16 protein-coding genes are annotated in these 16446 nt (G+C 71.4%); 10 read left to right on the top strand and 6 right to left on the bottom strand.

Going from position 1 to position 16446, the window contains the following annotated elements; translation table 11 throughout:
- Positions 1-429, top strand: a complete 429-nt coding sequence (locus ACQPZF_RS29890) for a PH domain-containing protein (protein WP_433262582.1) — start codon at positions 1-3, stop codon at positions 427-429.
- A 126-nt stretch (positions 430-555) separates the two neighbouring features.
- On the opposite strand, the gene ACQPZF_RS29885 is transcribed toward ACQPZF_RS29890, so the two are convergent.
- Positions 556-1668, bottom strand: a complete 1113-nt coding sequence (locus ACQPZF_RS29885) for a serine hydrolase domain-containing protein (protein ID WP_433262580.1) — start codon at positions 1666-1668, stop codon at positions 556-558.
- A gap of 166 nt (positions 1669-1834) precedes the next feature.
- On the opposite strand from ACQPZF_RS29885, the gene ACQPZF_RS29880 reads away from it, so the two are divergent.
- Both ACQPZF_RS29880 and ACQPZF_RS29875 read left to right on the top strand, forming a co-directional pair.
- Positions 1835-2782, top strand: a complete 948-nt coding sequence (locus ACQPZF_RS29880; RefSeq protein ID WP_433262578.1) for an LLM class F420-dependent oxidoreductase — start codon at positions 1835-1837, stop codon at positions 2780-2782.
- 122 nt (positions 2783-2904) lie between these two features.
- A complete protein-coding gene (locus tag ACQPZF_RS29875; protein ID WP_433262576.1) occupies positions 2905-4239 on the top strand; it encodes a M28 family peptidase in 1335 nt (444 codons plus the stop codon).
- Here the strand turns inward: ACQPZF_RS29875 and ACQPZF_RS29870 are convergent.
- From ACQPZF_RS29870 to ACQPZF_RS29860, 3 genes are read right to left on the bottom strand one after another with little or no spacing between them, the layout of a single operon-like run.
- Complete coding sequence (locus tag ACQPZF_RS29870) at positions 4196-5182, bottom strand: helix-turn-helix transcriptional regulator (protein ID WP_433262575.1); 987 nt, start codon at positions 5180-5182, stop codon at positions 4196-4198. The genes ACQPZF_RS29875 and ACQPZF_RS29870 overlap by 44 nt on opposite strands.
- Before the next feature lie 50 nt (positions 5183-5232).
- Positions 5233-5718: a hypothetical protein gene (locus tag ACQPZF_RS29865; RefSeq protein WP_433262573.1), complete on the bottom strand. Its 486-nt coding sequence runs from the start codon at positions 5716-5718 to the stop codon at positions 5233-5235.
- Complete coding sequence (locus tag ACQPZF_RS29860) at positions 5718-7229, bottom strand: helix-turn-helix domain-containing protein (protein ID WP_433262571.1); 1512 nt, start codon at positions 7227-7229, stop codon at positions 5718-5720. Before ACQPZF_RS29860 ends, ACQPZF_RS29865 begins: the two co-directional genes overlap by 1 nt.
- A gap of 324 nt (positions 7230-7553) precedes the next feature.
- On the opposite strand from ACQPZF_RS29860, the gene ACQPZF_RS29855 reads away from it, so the two are divergent.
- The 3 genes from ACQPZF_RS29855 (at position 7554) to ACQPZF_RS29845 (ending at position 9045) form a co-directional block, all read left to right on the top strand.
- Positions 7554-8042 (top strand): hypothetical protein, encoded by a 489-nt coding sequence (locus tag ACQPZF_RS29855; protein WP_433262569.1) that lies wholly within the window; start codon positions 7554-7556, stop codon positions 8040-8042.
- 14 nt (positions 8043-8056) lie between these two features.
- Positions 8057-8446 (top strand): Rieske (2Fe-2S) protein, encoded by a 390-nt coding sequence (locus ACQPZF_RS29850; RefSeq protein ID WP_433262567.1) that lies wholly within the window; start codon positions 8057-8059, stop codon positions 8444-8446.
- Between the two features lie 122 nt (positions 8447-8568).
- Positions 8569-9045: a Rieske (2Fe-2S) protein gene (locus ACQPZF_RS29845; RefSeq protein WP_433262565.1), complete on the top strand. Its 477-nt coding sequence runs from the start codon at positions 8569-8571 to the stop codon at positions 9043-9045.
- A gap of 283 nt (positions 9046-9328) precedes the next feature.
- On the opposite strand, the gene ACQPZF_RS29840 is transcribed toward ACQPZF_RS29845, so the two are convergent.
- Positions 9329-10174, bottom strand: coding sequence for an RNA polymerase sigma factor (locus ACQPZF_RS29840; RefSeq protein WP_433262563.1), 846 nt, complete (start codon positions 10172-10174; stop codon positions 9329-9331).
- A 224-nt stretch (positions 10175-10398) separates the two neighbouring features.
- Positions 10399-10608 (bottom strand): hypothetical protein, encoded by a 210-nt coding sequence (locus tag ACQPZF_RS29835; protein WP_433262561.1) that lies wholly within the window; start codon positions 10606-10608, stop codon positions 10399-10401.
- A gap of 914 nt (positions 10609-11522) precedes the next feature.
- Between ACQPZF_RS29835 and uvrC the strand changes: the two genes are divergently transcribed.
- The 4 genes from uvrC to whiA are packed head-to-tail and all read left to right on the top strand — an operon-like array spanning position 11523 to position 16397.
- A complete protein-coding gene (uvrC, locus tag ACQPZF_RS29830) occupies positions 11523-13493 on the top strand; it encodes an excinuclease ABC subunit UvrC (protein ID WP_433262560.1) in 1971 nt (656 codons plus the stop codon).
- A gap of 26 nt (positions 13494-13519) precedes the next feature.
- Positions 13520-14377: an RNase adapter RapZ gene (rapZ, locus tag ACQPZF_RS29825; protein ID WP_433274748.1), complete on the top strand. Its 858-nt coding sequence runs from the start codon at positions 13520-13522 to the stop codon at positions 14375-14377.
- Positions 14374-15420, top strand: a complete 1047-nt coding sequence (locus ACQPZF_RS29820; protein WP_433262558.1) for a gluconeogenesis factor YvcK family protein — start codon at positions 14374-14376, stop codon at positions 15418-15420. The genes rapZ and ACQPZF_RS29820 overlap by 4 nt, the downstream gene beginning before the upstream one ends.
- Positions 15411-16397 carry a DNA-binding protein WhiA gene (whiA, locus tag ACQPZF_RS29815; protein WP_433262556.1) on the top strand — a complete coding sequence of 329 codons (987 nt, stop codon included), beginning with the start codon at positions 15411-15413 and terminating at the stop codon, positions 16395-16397. The genes ACQPZF_RS29820 and whiA overlap by 10 nt, the downstream gene beginning before the upstream one ends.
- The last annotated feature ends 49 nt before the right edge of the window (positions 16398-16446 follow it).

The following is a 16446-nucleotide window of genomic DNA, read 5'->3' as shown; positions in this document are numbered from 1 at the left end:
GTGGCGGTCGAGTTCCGTCCCCGGAAGATCCGCGCGGTCGCGGTGGTCAGCGCGGTGTTCCTGGTCGCCGTGTTCAGCGTGGTGGGCTGGCTGCTGGGCGACACGCCGACCGGGGCGATCTTCCGGACGTCCGACCAGGTGGCGATGGTCCTGCTGGGCGTGCTGCTGGCGTGCGGGGTGCTGCTCCTGGCCCGGCCCCGGGTGCGCGCCGACGCGACCGGCGTCGAGGTCCGCAACGTGATCACCGCGCGCCGCTTCGAGTGGGACGAGGTGCTGCACGTGTCGTTCCCGGACGGGGCTTCGTGGGCGCGGCTGGAACTGCCGGACGACGAGTACGTGTCGATCATGGCCGTGCAGGCGGTGGACCGCGAGCACGCCGTGGCGGCGGTCCGGGCACTGCGCGACCTGCACCGCGCGGCGACCGGCTGACGTCCGGCCGTGCGGTCGACCGGGCCCGGCGCGACCTGCACCCGCGCGGCGACCGGCTGACGTCCGGCCCGTGCCGTCGAGCGGGCACGACGGCGGGGCCTGCGGAGCGTGAGCGGGCCGGCGGGGTCAGGTGAGCGAGTCGTACACGGCGGTGATGAGCGGCTCCACCCGCGGGTCGATTCCCGGCGGGCCCTGGACCAGGTGGGTGGTCGTGTAGCCGAAGGCCAGGCGGCGGGCGGGGTCGGCGAAGGCCGTGGTGCCGCCTGCTCCCTCGTGGCCGAAGGTCGGTGTGCCGCCGGCGAGGGTGCGGATGAGGAAGCCCCGCCCGAAGCGCTGCTCGACCTCGGTCGCCCGCGAGGACAGCACCTGGTCGGGTCCTGAGGTCTCCGGGCGCAGGATGTCGGCGATCGTCGCCGGCGTGAACTCGTCCAGCAGCCACGCGTACGTGCGGGCCAGGCCCCGGGCGTTGGCCACGCCGCCGGACGCCCCGATCTCGGCCGCCCGGTAGCGCCGGTCGGCGGCGGCTTCGACCGGGTCCTCCGGCAGCGCCCCGTTCAGCGTGAACGCCGTCATGAGGTGCGGGCCGATGAACTCCGACACGTCCACGTCCTCCGCGTCGTCGGGCGCTTCCTCCGCCGGCTGGGGCACGATTTCGGCCAGGCGGTGCTCCTCGGACTCGGGCAGGCCGATCCAGAAGTCGGCCCGCGCGGGCGCGGCGATCTCCTCCGCGAAGAACCGGCCCAGACCCCGGCCGTCCACCCGGCGGACCAATTCGCCGACCAGCCAGCCGTACGTCTGCGCGTGGTAGCCGTACGCGGTGCCGGGCGGCCACACGGGAGCGGCGGCGGCCAGCGACTCGGTCACGGTCGTCCAGTCGGTCACGTCGTCGAAGGTCAGCCCAGGATCGGGGGCCAGGACGCCGGCCCGGTGGGTCAGCGCCCACCGGACCAGGGTCGCCTCCTTGCCGCGTCGGCCGAACTCGGGCCAGTACCGGGTGACGGGCGCGTCCAGGTCGAGCCTGCCGCGCTGGACCAGCAGGTTGGCGCACGCGGCGGTGGCGCCCTTGGTCGCGGAGAAGACCACCTGGATGGCGTCCTCGGGCTCGCCGCGCCACAGGTCGACCACCGGCTCGCCGTCCAGGTGGACGCAGCACTGCGCGGGCTCGTCGCCGCCCGCACCGAACGCCTTCGCGACCTGTTCGAAGCCGGGCGCGACGGTTCCTTCGACGGTGAGCGGCATCAGGCGTCCTCCGAGTCGTCCGGGTGATCGTCGGAACAGGTCTTCCCCGTCACGTCGGCCGGCAATCAGCCGGTTCCGGTGGGTCGGCCGTCCGCGGACCGAACCCATTCCGGCCCGCGCCGGGTCTCCACTGGCGTACCGCACGGATCAGGAAGGACCGCACACCGTGGCCATCAACTACAGCATCTTTCTGCCGACGGGGTTCGCGCAGGAGTTCGCGCACATCCCCGACCCGGCCGAGGCGTTCGAGACGATCACCCGGTTGGCGTGGGCCGCGGACGAACTCGGGTACGACACGCTCTGGGCCCCCGACCACCTGACCACGATCCCGCCGTCCCAGGGGTTCGTGTTCGAGGTCTGGTCGGTGATCACCGCGCTGGCCCGGGAGACCTCGCGGGTCCGGGTCGGGCAGCTCGTGACCGGCAACAGCTACCGGAGTCCCGCGCTCCAGGCGAAGATGGCGTCCACGGTGGACGTCCTGTCGCACGGCCGGCTCACGTTCGGCATCGGGGCCGGCTGGTACGAGCCGGACTACGTGGGCTACGGCTACGAGTTCGGCACGGCGGGGGAGCGGCTGCGGCATCTTGAGGAGGCCGTCCAGATCATCCTGTCGATGTGGACGAAGGACGAGACCACGTTCGAGGGCAGGCACTACCGCGTCCAGGGCGGCATCAACCAGCCGAAGGGCATCCAGCAGCCGCACATCCCGCTGATGATCGCGGGCGGCGGGGAGAAGGTCACCCTCCGGCTGGCCGCCCGGTACGCCGACGCCTGCAACGTCATGGAGTCACCGGCCAAGCTGGAGCACAAGTACGCCGTGCTGAAGCGGCACTGCGACGAGGTGGGGCGGAACTTCGACGACATCCGCCGCACGACGACCACCGTGTGCATCATCCGCGACACCGACGAGGAGGCCCGCGCCGCCGTGCCGCCGGGCGTGGAGTTCGCCTACCCCGGCGACCTCGGCGGCTACGGGCTGGTGGGCACCATCGACACCGTCCGGGACCGGATCGCCGCGTACGAGGCGGCCGGCGTGCAGGAGTTGATCGTCGGGTTCGAGGACCCGACGGACGAGAGCCAGGTCCGCCGGTTCGCGGCCGAGTTCATCAAGTAGCCGCCATCCCGCTGATCGTCGTGGTGCCGTCGGCAGGTCCGCTGTCCCCCAACGGCACTCTTCCCGCCGCATCCTCCCGTGTTTAGGTTCGAGTGACCACGCGAACCACTGGGGGGTCTCGAATGCGTAGACGGTCTGTTCTGACGGGTGCGGTGGCGGCGGCGGGCGCGGTGACGCTGGGGCTCAACCCGGCGGCCCGCGCGCAGCGGCCGGGCGCCTCCCAGGCGCCCGACCTGCTGCTCGGCGACTTCCCGGTGGTGGGCCGGGTCCGGGCGCGGCGGGCGATGGAGCACCTGCGGGTGCTCAGCGACCGGATCGGCCAGCGGATCGGCGGCACGGAGTCCGAGCACCGGGCGCGCGACTACCTCGCCGGCGTGCTGCGGGACCTGCGCTACCGGGTGGAACTCCAGCCGTTCACCGTGCCGGACAAGTACCTGTCGTCGCTGGCGCTGCCGGACCGGTCGACGTGGCACGCGGGCGCGTCCCGGTTCGGCGCGCTCGGCGTCACGGCCTCCGGGCCCGTGCTGGACGCGGACACCGGCGCGGTGCTGCCCGCCGACGTGACGGGGAAGATCGTGCTGCTGGTGAACGTCCCCAGCGGCTCGACCGCCGTGTACGACGCGGCGGCCCGCGGCGCGGCGGCGATCCTGATCGGCCGCGTGTCGACGCCGCCCGCCGGCAAGACCAGCGCGTTCTCGCCCACGCTGACCGCCGAGGTCGCCGTGCCCGTGCTCGGCATCGCCCAGGTCCACGTCGAACGCCTCCGCGCGGCCCCGCCCGCTTCGCTGACCGTCTCCACCACCCACCACGCGTCGCTGACCTCGTACAACGTGATCGCCGAACGCCCGGCGACGTTCGGCGGGCGGGGTGTGGTGATGGTGACCGCCCACTACGACAGCGTGCCCGGCTCGCCCGGCGCGAACGACGACGGCAGCGGCACCGTCCTGACCCTCGAACTCGCCCGCGTCCTGCGCTACCTGCCCACGCACAAGGCGCTGCGGTTCGTCCTGTGGGGCTCGGAGGAGCAGGGCCTGCTGGGCTCGCGCCACTACGTCAGCCGGCTCACCGACCCGGACGCGGCGCGGATCGCCGGTGTCTTCCAGAACGACATGGTCGCGACCAGCCACGGACCGGCCGGCGCGTACTGGCTGCTGTCCGTGGACGGCGGCGACAACGCCACCACGCGCGAGGTCGCCGCCGCCGCCGGGCGCCTCGGCTACGACCCCCGCGTGCACGGCCCGGTGGCCCGCGGCAGCAGCGACCACGTGCCGTTCCACGAGCGCAAGATCGCCGCCGCGAACTTTAGCTGGCGCGGCGAGGGCGGCCCCCACCAGCTCGAACCGCTCTACCACACGCCCGAGGACACCATCGCGGGCAACGTGAGCGCCGAACGGCTCCAGGTGTCGCTGGAACTCATCGGGGCGGCGGCGTACCGCCTGGCCTGCGCACGGAGCTAGCGGCGTTGAGGAAGCGCTCGCCGAGCACCCGCAGGTGCTCGGCGAGTTCCGGCGGCTCCCGGACGTCGAAGTCGATGCCGATCAGCCCGATCCACAGGCCCAGCTCCTCCAGCGACGGCGACCCGACGGTGAGCAGGGTCCGGGTGTCGTCGAGGGGTTCCAGGTGCACGGACGTCCTGGACGTGCGCAGGGCGACCTCGTCCAGCGGCGCGTGCATGACGAGTTCCGCCTGGTACGTGTACGGGGCGACGGAAAGCTGCCGCGACACATAGGACGCCAAATCCTCCGCCGGCGGCTCACGGGGTGTGAAGCGCGCGCCGAGGGCCGGCTCCTCGGGGATGCGGTCCACCCGGAACGTGCGCCAGTCCGCCTTGTCGACGTCCCACGCCACCAGGTACCAGCGCCGCCCGGTGTGGGCCAGGCCCAGCGGCTCGACGTGCCGTTTCGTGTCGCCTTCCCGCCCGGCGTAGGGGAACCGCAGCCGCTGGTGGTCCCGGCACGCGCCGGCGATCGTGGTCAGCGTCCGCGGGTCCACGGTCGCGACCGCCGGGGTGAGCGCGACGGTGTGCTCCTGCAGCGCGTTGACCCGCCGCCGCAACCGGGACGGGAGCACCTGCTCCAGCTTCGCCAGCGCCCGGACCGACGTCTCCTCGATGCCCGAGACGGTGCCGTTGGCGGCCGTGCGCAACCCTACCGCCACGGCCACCGCCTCGTCGTCGTCCAGCAGCAGGGGCGGCAGCTCCGCCCCCGCGCCCAACTGGTACCCGCCGGCGACGCCGGGCGCGGCGTTCACCGGGTAGCCCAGGTTGCGCAGCTTGTCGACGTCCCGCCGCACGGTCCGCACGTCGACGCCGAGCCGCGCGGCGAGGTCCGCCCCCGTCCAGTCGCGGCGGACCTGGAGCAGGGACAGCAGTTTCAGCAGACGGGCCGACGTTTCCAGCATGTCGGCCAGTCTGCCGGCCAACGCGGACAGCTATTGTCCGCGATTCCTACTTACGACTTCCGTCTCGCTCCTTCCGGCCACACGACCACCACCGGCACGCCCGAGGCGCGTGCCGTCTCGACCACGTCCGCGGTGCCGCCGCGCCCGTCCGGCGGGCCGCCGTCCCACACCGCGATCAGCAGCTCCACCGACGCGAGCATCCGCTCGTTCGCCATCACGTACGCGTGCCGGCCGGACAGCTCGTTCGGCAGCACGCTGACCACGTCCGCCTTCGCCAGCAGCTCGTCGTACTCGGCCCGCCGCTCCGGCTTGAGCTTGTCGCGGTAGTCCATCGCGGGCAGCACGGCCTCGACGCGCCCGCCGAGTTCCAGCACCGCCCGCGCGAATAGCTGGTCCGCGCCCGGCGCCAGGCAGGTCACCCCGACCAGGGATGGCCCGCCCGCCGCCTCGGCCTCCAGCGCCGTCCGGACAGCCGTCCGCACGGCGTCGACGCATTCGGGCACCAGATTGCTGTGCCCGGTGATCCCCACGCGCATCAGGCCGTCCGAACTCCGCGGATGGCCTCGCGGGTGTCCCGCACCACCGGCAGATCGCGGTGGCGCTCGGCCTCCTTCGCGAAATCCTGCAACTTGCGCACGATCCGCCCGGACGCCAGCCCCGCCGCCGTGGGCAGGACGTCGTGGATCAGGCCGCAGGCCTCCTCCGGCTCGCCCGCGACCATCCGCGTGCGGGCCAGACCGATCACGTCGAACGTCCGGTTGCGCACCCGGGCGGGGTCACGCAGGTCCAGCGCCCGTCGGATGTGCTGCTCGGCCTGCGGGGCCTGGCGCGGGTCGTGCCCGGCCAGGTCGCGCATCCGGGCCCCGATCACGCCCTCCAGCTCGGCCTCGTCGAAGGTGTTCAGCCACCACGGCTCCGCGCCCTCCCGGCGTTGCGCGAAGCTGTCCTGCGCCTGCCCCACCGCGCGGTGGAACTCACGCACCCGGCCCATCTGCGCGTACGCCCACGCCTCACGCGTGCGCAGCAGCGCCTCTAACGTCGGCGTCGCGTTGCGCCGCGTCCCGTACTGGCCGAGCTGCACCAGCTCCAGACCGTCCTCGGGGCGTCCCAGGTCGAACATCTGCCGCGCCATCGCCGCCAGGCACAGGGCGGCGAACGGGTCGTTGCGGCCCGCCTTCGCCAAGCGGACGCCGAGCACGTAGTACCGCTGGGCCGCGTCGTGCATCCCCGCGTCCCACGACATGCTCGCCGCGACCTTCGACAGCTCCGCGCCGATGAAGAAGGCCCGTTCCGTCGTCGGGCCCGCCGGGGCGCGTGACAACCGCTCGGCCAGTTCCTCCAACTGCCCGAGCACTGCCTTGCGCGCCAGCCCGTACCCGCCTCGTCCGCCCCACCCGCGCAGCCCGTCGGCGACGTGCTGCAACGCCGCCAACTCCTCCTCGCCGATCGCCGCGCTGGACGACCACTTGGACAGGGGCTGAAGCGGGTGGAGCCACCGCTGTAGCGGTTCGACCAGAGCAGGACCCATAGCCACCGCGGCAGCTCCGGTGAGCGCCGCTCGTCTGCTGATCGCCAAGTCGCTCCTCGCCGTCTCCTCGACCGATCTTGCGATGCTCGACGCGTCCCACGCCGCGGCGAGCACATCCGGCGGGACGCCCTGGTCGGGTCGGCCTGCCTGGCTTGGGATTCCGACTCGGTCGAACCACAGCCGGTCACCGGGAACGCCGAGCGCCCGCGCGAAGTGGCGCAGGCGGTCGATCCGGTCGATCGGGTTCTCACCGGTCTCGTACCGCGAAAGCTGCGCCTGGCTGATCCCCAGCCAGGACGCCATGCGGTCCTGGGTGACGCGGCTGACGTGCTGAGGGTGGTGGCGGTAAGCGGCGAGGACCGCTCCCATGTCACGGTCGGCGAAGGCCGCGGCCATCGTCTCGTGGTCCCAGAAGTCGGCCGGGACCTCGGGCGGGCCGTAGATATCGGTACGCGCGTTGCGCCGACACCGGTGGCAGAGCCGGTCCGTGTTGTCGGCGGCGATCAGCGCTCCGCACAACGGGCAAGCGCGCCTGGTACTGGATGCCCTTCGAGCTCTCGGTTCCATCGGCTCGCTCCCGTCACTGAGCGTGCCCGGCAGTCTACCGAGATGTCATGCGGAGTCCATGCATCTCGTGCATAAGACCGGGTGGAGCGCCGTGTCGGGGTGTGGTGACGCCGTGTGGTGGATGGGCTTGATGCGTCCGGTGCATGGTTCCCACCCGCCGCCGGTGTGGTCATCACGCTCCGGCGCGCCCACCCTGCCGGGAGGTGCCTGTGCCGGGACGACCCCCGGCGCCGGGCGCCCCGCCCGCTCCACCCGACCGGGGAGGGACCTCCGCCGATGAGCATCACCGCCACGACCACCGCAGAAAGCCCGCGCTCCGGGCCCCGCAACCGCGCGCACCAGCAGGCGCTCGGTGAGGCCATCGCGGGTTACCGGCTGCTGGGCTGGAAGGTGTCCGTCACCGAGCAGGGCGTCTTCCTGCCGCTGGGCCCCGCCACCACCGCGCTGGCCATGCCCGCGCGGATCGGCTCCCGCGTGCTGGCCGACCTGAAGGCCAGGATGCTGGCCGGACCCGTCACCGTCATCCCGGGTCCGCGGGAGCACTGGATCTTCCTCGCCGAACTCGTCGCCTTGCTGCCCACGCACCTGAAGGCGCCGCCCGAGGTCCAGTTCGTCCGCTCGCCGCAGCGGATCGCGCTGCCGCCGACGATGACCCGCTACGGCTCGCTGCGCTGGGCGAACCCGCCGTCGCACTCGCGGCACTGGTTCCCGCCGTTCACCGCGGTGCTCGCGCTGGCCCGCACGGCGTCCGCCCAGGACAAGTAGGTGAAGATGGGCGGGTGGAACGCCGAACGCTGCTGCTGTGCGGCCTGCTCGCCCTGACCGGATGCGGCACCGGCGCCGCACGACAGCCCGGCGTGGGTTCCGCCAGGACGGGGGACCGGGTCGCCGGGCTCGCCGACGTGCCGGAGGACGCCGGCGCGCTGGTGCCGATGCCCGGCAACGGCCAGCTCCTGGTGGTGCGCTCCGCGGCCGGGGTCCGCGCGTTCAACCCGGCGTGCCCGCACCAGGGGACGATCGTCAACCCGCCGGCCGCCGGCGTGATCACGTGCCCGACGCACCGGAGCACGTTCGACCCGTCGTCGGGCGCGGTGCTGTCCGGGCCGTCGCCGAAAGGCCTGGTGGAGGTGGCGGTGCGGGTGTCCGGCGAGGACATCGTGCTGGCCTGACCCGAGCGGACCTGTCGATGTCGACAGTGTGATATCGATCGAAGTGTCGAACCTCCCTCCGCGTGGTCTCGTATTGCGGGTGTAGCCGAACGACCACCCACCACCACATCGCGGAGGACCGGTTGAGCACCACCGAGAACCCAGGGCTGTCCCGTCGCTCGATGCTGTGCGGCGTGCTCGTGGCACTAGCCGTCCCCGGCGGACTGGCGGCCTGCGGCACGGCCACCTCCCCACCCGGCGGCTCGACCGGCACGACGGGCGGCGGCCCGACCCAGCCCCCGACCACGACCGGCGGCGGCACGCCGTCCGCCGAGGGCATCGTGTCGCTGTCGGAAGTGCCGGACGGCGGCGGCGTGATCGTGGACTTCGACGGCGGCCAACTGGTCGTGACCCGCACCGGCAACACGGTGAAGGCCTTCGACGCCGCCTGCCCGCACGCGGGCACCACGGTCGGCGCGCCGACCGGCGGCACCATCACGTGCCCGAACCACGGCAGCCAGTTCGGCGCCTCCGACGGCTCGCTGAAGAAGGGGCCGGCGACCAAGGGCCTGACGGCCGTGCCGGTGAAGGTGCAGGGCGACCAGGTGGTGCCGGCCTGAGACGTCGACGGAACGGGCCGCGCGATCGACCGGGCCTCGCGGATGCCTGATTGGCGCGGAGCCGACCCGCAGTGGGTGGGCGACGAGGTCCGGCGGCGGGAATCGGCTCTCCGGAAAAGCCATTCGGGCGGCATTGCTGCCGGACCAGGCGCCGTACTTCGAGGTGCCTACGACACCGCGCGCCTCACCGCCCGACAGACTCTAGCGTTGGATGAACTGCCGGCACGTGTGGCGCCGTATCGCGGTGACGACCGAGCAGGACTCCGACACCCGCCGACAGATGCTATCTGCTGGAGGGTCGCTTCCGGTTGCAGTCCGCGCATTTTATGTCAGGGGATCGGCGAGATTCGCGATCCAAGCTCGCACGCAGTTCAGCCCGCGCCCGCCGAAGCTGCCCTTCTACCGCTCTGATGGTTAATCCGAGCTGTTGGGCTATTTCCCATTGGGGCACCTCCTCGGCGCTTAAGAACAGGACCTGAAGTTTGACCTCACTCAAGTCTGCCAGGGCTGAGGAGATGGAATGTTTTGCCATGACAGTATCTTCGGCCGAACGTATAGCACTCCATCGCTGAGGAAAGTCGTCCGCGGCAACGCCGCTGGCGTGCGTGTGTTCCAGCCAGCTACCATGGAAACGCTCATAACGTCGAAAAACGTTTGGAAAAGAGCGTATGCAGGCGCCGATTGCATACGTGGTAAGCGATGCTCCGTGATCAGGGTTCCATCGGCCGCCTCTCAGTTGCTTTTGGAGGAGTGCCAATCCTTCGGCAACCGTTTCGGCGGCCAGTTCGTCCGCGTCTTCGGGGACAAACCAAGGCGGCACCGCCACATGTCGCCCATGATTGGCGCTTTCCTGAAAAATCTGGCGCGTGCGGATAAATGCTGTTATCACCGGAAGGGTGTAGCTGGCCAACCGATCTATGAGCAAGCGATACGCGGGCCCGTGAAAGTCCTCCGTTCGCAAGGCTTCAAGAAGGGCTCTGTCCGCATCCGAGGGAGATCCCGGGCGGGCGAGCAGGTCGGCGACCTGGTCTTCGTCGAGCAGCGGTTCAGGGAAACCAGCTACCCGGGTGCGAGCAGCCGGCGGCTGCGCTGGCACGGCCGTGAGCTGCCGATCAAGGACGTTGGTCACTGAAGGCTCCGTAACGTTGGCACTGTGACCAGGCACAACGTGATTTTTCAGGGTCACGTGTGGGTTAGCCGCGTTAGGCTGACCTATGACCGGGTGTGCAGAAGCGTGAGGACTGTCCTGAGATGATCTCGGGACGTGGTGCCGGGCAGTGGGACTGGCATCCCACCGCCCGGCGAGGCCTCACCTCCACCTCTGCACACGTGGTTGAACAAGTCGCCACCTGGTTACAGTTGACTAAACCACCAGGTGACGGCGGTACGGAGTGCCCAGGAGAAGGCCGTCTTGGCCCACGCGCGCCAACGCGCCTTCTTCTGGGTCTCCCGCTCCTCCGGCGTGCCGTCCCTCGGCTTCGTCGAGTCCGTCTTCGGCGGCATCGACTCGTCCTCAGGCTTCTCTGGCGTCGTGCTGCCGTCGGAACCAGGTTCGCTGCTCATTTCACCTCCCCGTACAGGGCAGGCCACCCCGCGAACGAGGTGCGTTCAAGCCGCCGGTGAGATGCACCGATCGTCGAGGGTGAGCAGATGGAGTTGTGCGACCAGTTGCGGTGCAGCAGGTCGCTCGGAAGCCAATCACACCCTGTTTGCAGCCGGCGAACCGGCCCCCAAAGAGTGAATGATCCTACCTTTGAGGGAGCGCTTCCACGGTGAGACACTTCGGTACCGGAAGTATTTCCCGCTGAGAAGCGTCAGGTGTGGGCGAAGCTTCATTCAACTGCTGGCCTGCAAGAAAGCTTCTCTCATCAGAACCAAACGTCGTTAGGTTACGCTTGAGCGGGTCCGTCACCCACTCGTGCCCCTGTATCGACGATGGGTTCCGGTCGCGACGTCAGTATGTGGGGTCGACTAAGCATCAATTGCAACATGTTGGCAATAGGTGTGCGGCTCGTCGACGGTGAGCCTGCACCTGTATCGGACACGGATCAAAGCTGTTACACCCGGACGTAGTTCACTGCCGTTGCAGCAGGCGGAACTGCGTCAGTGACACCGGAGAGTGCTGGCTGATGCCACGCCCTCGTTTTACATCGACCCGCGTTGACGTCCTGCCGCTCGTGCGACCGATCCCGGCCCGGCAGCGTGTTCTGGGAAGACCTCAAAGTCGAACTCGGCCCCTGAGGTCCCGGTCCAGGGATGGGTCGGCTACGCGTCGGCGCACAGCCCGGCCCCGACCTCGCGAAGTCTCGCGCTTCGGTCGGCGGCGGCGTCGCGCTCGCAGGGGCGTTCGACGTGCTCATGGTCACTCGGGTTTCGTTCGACCCGAGCACCCGCCCGCGACCACCGAAGTGAGTCGCCCACCGCCCGTCCAGGACCGTGCCGGATCGATTGTCGGTGGTCGCACGTAGTCTTGTCGAGTGGCCGACCCGTCGACCTATCGCCCTGCGACAGGCACCATCCCCGAAGCCCCCGGCGTGTACAAGTTCCGTGACGCGGGTGGCCGCGTGATCTACGTCGGGAAGGCCAAGAGCCTGCGCCAGCGGCTGAACTCGTACTTCGCCGACGTCGCCGGCCTGCACCCGCGCACCCGGCAGATGGTGACCACCGCCGCCGGTGTCGAGTGGACCGTCGTCGGCACCGAGGTCGAGGCTCTCCAGTTGGAGTACAACTGGATCAAGGAGTTCGACCCCCGGTTCAACGTCCGGTACCGGGACGACAAGACCTACCCCGTGCTGGCCGTGACGCTCAACGAGGAGTTCCCCCGCCTGCACGTCTACCGCGGCCCCCGGAAGAAGGGCGTCCGGTACTTCGGCCCGTACGCGCACGCCTGGGCGATCCGCGAGACCCTCGACCTCCTGCTCCGCGTCTTCCCGGCCCGCACCTGCTCGGCCGGCGTGTTCAAGCGGCACGGCCAGATCGGCCGCCCCTGCCTGCTCGGCTACATCGACAAGTGCTCCGCCCCGTGCGTCGGCCGGGTCGACGCCGACCAGCACCGGGACATCGTCGAGGACTTCTGCGACTTCCTCGCGGGCAAGACCGACGCCATGGTGCGCCGTCTGGAGAAGGAGATGACGGCCGCCGCCGAGGAGTTGGAGTTCGAGAAGGCCGCCCGGCTGCGGGACGACCAGGCGGCGCTCAAGCGGGCCCTGGAGAAGCAGGCCGTGGTCCTCGGCGACGGCACGGACGCGGACGTCGTCGCGTTCGCCCAGGACGACCTGGAGGTGTCCGTCCAGGTCTTCCACGTGCGCGGCGGACGGGTGCGCGGGCAGCGCGGCTGGGTCGTGGACAAGGTGGAGGACACCGGCGTCGCGGCGCTGGTCGACCAGTTCGTCACCCAGTTCTACGGTGAGCAGGTGGAGTCGGCGCGGGCCAGCGGTGTGGAGTCCGCGCCCGTGCCGCGCGAGGTGCTGGTGCCCGAGCTGCCCGACGACGCCGCCGCCGTGGAGAAGTGGCTCGGCGACCTGAGGGGCGGGAAGGCCGTGCTGCGGGTGCCGCAGCGCGGTGACAAGCGGGCGCTGATGGAGACCGTCGAGCGCAACGCGAAGGAGGCGTTCCAGCAGCACAAACTGCGTCGTGCGGGCGATCTGACGGCCCGGTCGGCGGCGTTGCAGGAGCTGCAGGACGCCCTGGGGCTGGACAGCGCGCCGCTGCGCATCGAGTGCACGGACATCAGCCACGTCCAGGGGACGGACGTGGTGGCGTCGCTGGTGGTGTTCGAGGACGGCCTGGCGCGCAAGTCCGAGTACCGGCGCTTCGCGATCCGCGAGGGGGCGGAGCAGGGCGACGTGGGCTCGATCGCCGAGGTCGTGCGGCGGCGGTTCCAGGCGTACCTGCGGGAGAACGCGGACCGGCCCGACGGCCCGCTGCCCGGCATCGACCCGGAGACGGGCAAGCCGCGCCGGTTCGCGTACGCGCCGAACCTGCTGGTGGTCGACGGCGGCGCGCCGCAGGCGCAGGCGGCGTCGGACGTGCTGGCCGAACTCGGCATCACGGACGTGGCCGTGGTCGGGCTGGCGAAGCGGCTGGAGGAGGTGTGGGTGCCCGGCGAGCCGGACCCGGTGATCCTGCCCCGCACCAGCGAAGCCCTCTACCTGCTGCAACGGGTGCGCGACGAGGCGCACCGGTTCGCCATCGCCTACCACCGGCAGAAGCGGTCCAAGCGCATGACGACCTCGGCACTGGACGACGTGCCGGGGCTGGGGCAGACGCGGAAAGCCGCGCTGCTCAGGCATTTCGGCTCGCTGAAGAAGTTGCGGGAGGCGAGCGTCGAGGAGATCAGCGGGGTGCCTGGTGTGGGCAGGCGCACCGCGGAGGCCGTGCACGCGACGTTGGGCGCGGCCGGTAGCGAGGGTGTCGGCCGAGCCGACCAGCAGAGGGAGCACAAGTGAGCGCACAGGCCGGCGAGAAGTCCGGCATCGAGGTCGCGGTGGTGACGGGCCTGTCGGGGGCGGGCCGGAGCACCGCCGCGAAGTGCCTGGAAGACCTGGGCTGGTTCGTGGTGGACAACCTGCCGCCCGAGCTGATCGCGACGATGGTGGAGCTGGGCGCGCAGGCGCGGGGGGCCATCACCAGGGTCGCGGTCGTGATGGACGTGCGCAGCCGCGCGTTCACCGAGGACCTGGCGGCGGTGATCAAGGACCTGGACGCCCGCGGCTACAAGCCGAAGGTGCTGTTCCTGGAGGCCACCGACGACGTGCTGATCCGGCGGTTCGAGTCGGTGCGGCGGGGCCACCCGTTGCAGGCGGACGGACGGCTGGCGGACGGCATCGAGGCCGAGCGGATCCTCCTCACGCCGCTGCGCGAGGAGGCGGACCTGGTGCTGGACACGTCCGCGCTGTCGGTGCACCAACTGCGCGCCAAGATCGAGGACACGTTCGGCACCGAGTCGGCGACCAGGACCCGCGTGACGGTGCTGTCGTTCGGCTACAAGTACGGCCTGCCGATGGACTCCGACCTGGTCATGGACGTGCGGTTCCTGCCGAACCCGTTCTGGATCCCGGAGCTGCGCGAGCAGACCGGCCTGGACGGCGAGGTGCGGAACTACGTGCTCACCCAGGAGGGCGCGGAGGAGTTCCTGGACCGCTACCACGAGCTGCTGCGGCTGATCGGCGCCGGCTACCGGCGGGAGGGCAAGCGGTACCTGACGCTGGCCGTCGGCTGCACCGGCGGCAAGCACCGCAGCGTGGCCATCTCCGAGGAGCTGGCCTCGCGGCTGGCCACCGAGGACGGCATGGCCGTGAAGGTCGTCCACCGGGACCTGGGACGCGAGTGAGTTCGCGAACGGCCGGCTGGACCGCGGTGGCACTGGGCGGTGGGCGCGGACTGCACGTCACGCTCACCGCCCTCCGCCGGGTGACCGACGACGTGACGGCGGTGGTGACGGTCGCCGACGACGGCGGCTCGTCCGGGCGGCTGCGCCGGGAACTCGGCCTGCTGCCGCCCGGCGACCTGCGCAAGGCGATGGTCGCGCTGGCCGACAACGATGGCAGCGGCGCGCTGTGGGCGCGGCTGTTCCAGCACCGGTTCGGCGGCACCGGCGCGCTGGCGGGCCACGCGATCGGCAACCTCGTGCTGGCCGGGCTGCTGGAGCAGCTCGGCGACCCGGTGGCGGTGCTGGCGGAGGCCGGGCGGCTGCTCGGCGTCCGGGGCCGGGTGCTGCCGATGTGCACCGAGCCGCTGGAGATCGAGGCGGACGTGACGGGCCTGGACGAGGACGCCGAGGTGGTGCGCCGCATCCGGGGCCAAGTGGCGATCGCGACCACGCCGGGCCGGGTGCAGCGGATCCGCCTGCACGGTCCGGGCGGTCCGGGCGAGCCGCCGCGGGGGTGCGCGGAGGCCGTGGAAGCGGTGCTCAACGCCGACGTGGTGCTGCTGGGGCCGGGGTCGTGGTTCACCAGCGTGCTGCCGCACCTGCTGGTGCCGGAGCTGAACGACGCCCTGACCCGCACGTCGGCGAAGAAGGTCGTGGTGCTCAACCTGGTCCCCCAACCGGGGGAAACCGCCGGCTTTTCCCCGGAACTGCACCTGGACGTGTTGTGCGAGCACGCGCCCACGTTGCGGGTGGACGCCGTCATCGCGGACGTCGACGCCGTGCCCGTCCCGGACCGGCTGCGGCGGGCCGCCGCAGCTCTCGGCGCTGCGGCGCACCTGGCGCCGATCGCGCTGCCGGGTTTCCCGGACCGCCACGACCCGGCCGCCCTGGCGTCGGGCATTCGCCGTGCGTTGGACGGCCTGCCTGCGGCGGCTCCGGGGCCGTCAAGTACAACGCTCCAGGAAGAACGCGAGACCAGGGGAGGCGATGAGCCGTGGCGATGACGTCGGCGGTCAAGGACGAGCTGAGCAGGCTGGCCGTCGCCAAGACCTGTTGCCGCCGGGCGGAGGTCGCGTCCCTCCTGCGGTTCGCCGGCGGCCTGCACATCGTGGGCGGGCGGGTCGTGGTCGAGGCGGAGCTGGACCTGGGCTCGACGGCCCGGCGGCTGCGCCGCGAGATCCACGAGCTGTACGGGCACCAGTCGGACGTCTTCACCATCACGTCCAGCGGGCTGCGCAAGGGCACCAGGTTCGTGGTCCGGGTCGTGAAGGACGGCGAGGGCCTGGCCCGCCAGACCGGCCTGCTGGACCCCCGCGGCCGTCCGGTCCGCGGCCTGCCCGCGCCCGTCGTGTCCGGCGGCGTCTGCGACGCCGAGGCGGCCTGGCGGGGCGCCTTCCTGGCCCACGGCTCGCTGACCGAACCCGGCCGCTCGTCGTCCATGGAGGTCACCTGCCCCGGCCCGGAGGCGGCGCTGGCCCTGGTCGGCGCTGCCCGGCGGATGGGCATCGGCTCCAAGTCCCGCGAGGTGCGCGGTGCGGAGCGGGTGGTGATAAGGGACGGCGACGCCATCGGGGCGATGCTGACCCGGCTGGGCGCGCACGACAGCGTGCTGGCCTGGGAGGAGCGCCGGATGCGCCGCGAGGTGCGCGCCACCGCCAATCGGCTGGCCAACTTCGACGACGCCAACCTGCGGCGGTCGGCTCGGGCGGCGGTCGCGGCGGCGGCTCGGGTGCAGCGGGCGTTGGAGATCCTCGGGCCGGAGGCTCCTGATCACCTGGCCGCCGCCGGGGCGCTGCGGTTGGCGCACCGGCAGGCCTCGTTGGAGGAGTTGGGGCAGTTGTCCGATCCCCAGATGACCAAGGACGCGGTGGCCGGGCGGATTCGGCGGTTGCTCGCCATGGCGGACAAGCGGGCCAAGGAGTTGGGGATGCCGGACACGGAGTCGGCCGTCACGGCGGACATGTTGGAGGCCGAGGTCTGAGGTCTGAGGGTCGCTTCTGCTTTGGTCTACGAGCTAAAAGCGGGCGCTC

Source organism: Actinosynnema sp. CS-041913, from assembly GCF_050942485.1.
In the GTDB taxonomy this organism is placed as follows: domain Bacteria; phylum Actinomycetota; class Actinomycetes; order Mycobacteriales; family Pseudonocardiaceae; genus Actinosynnema.
The sequence above is the reverse complement of the archived record's forward strand: the minus strand, read 5'-3'. Positions and strand labels throughout refer to the sequence as shown.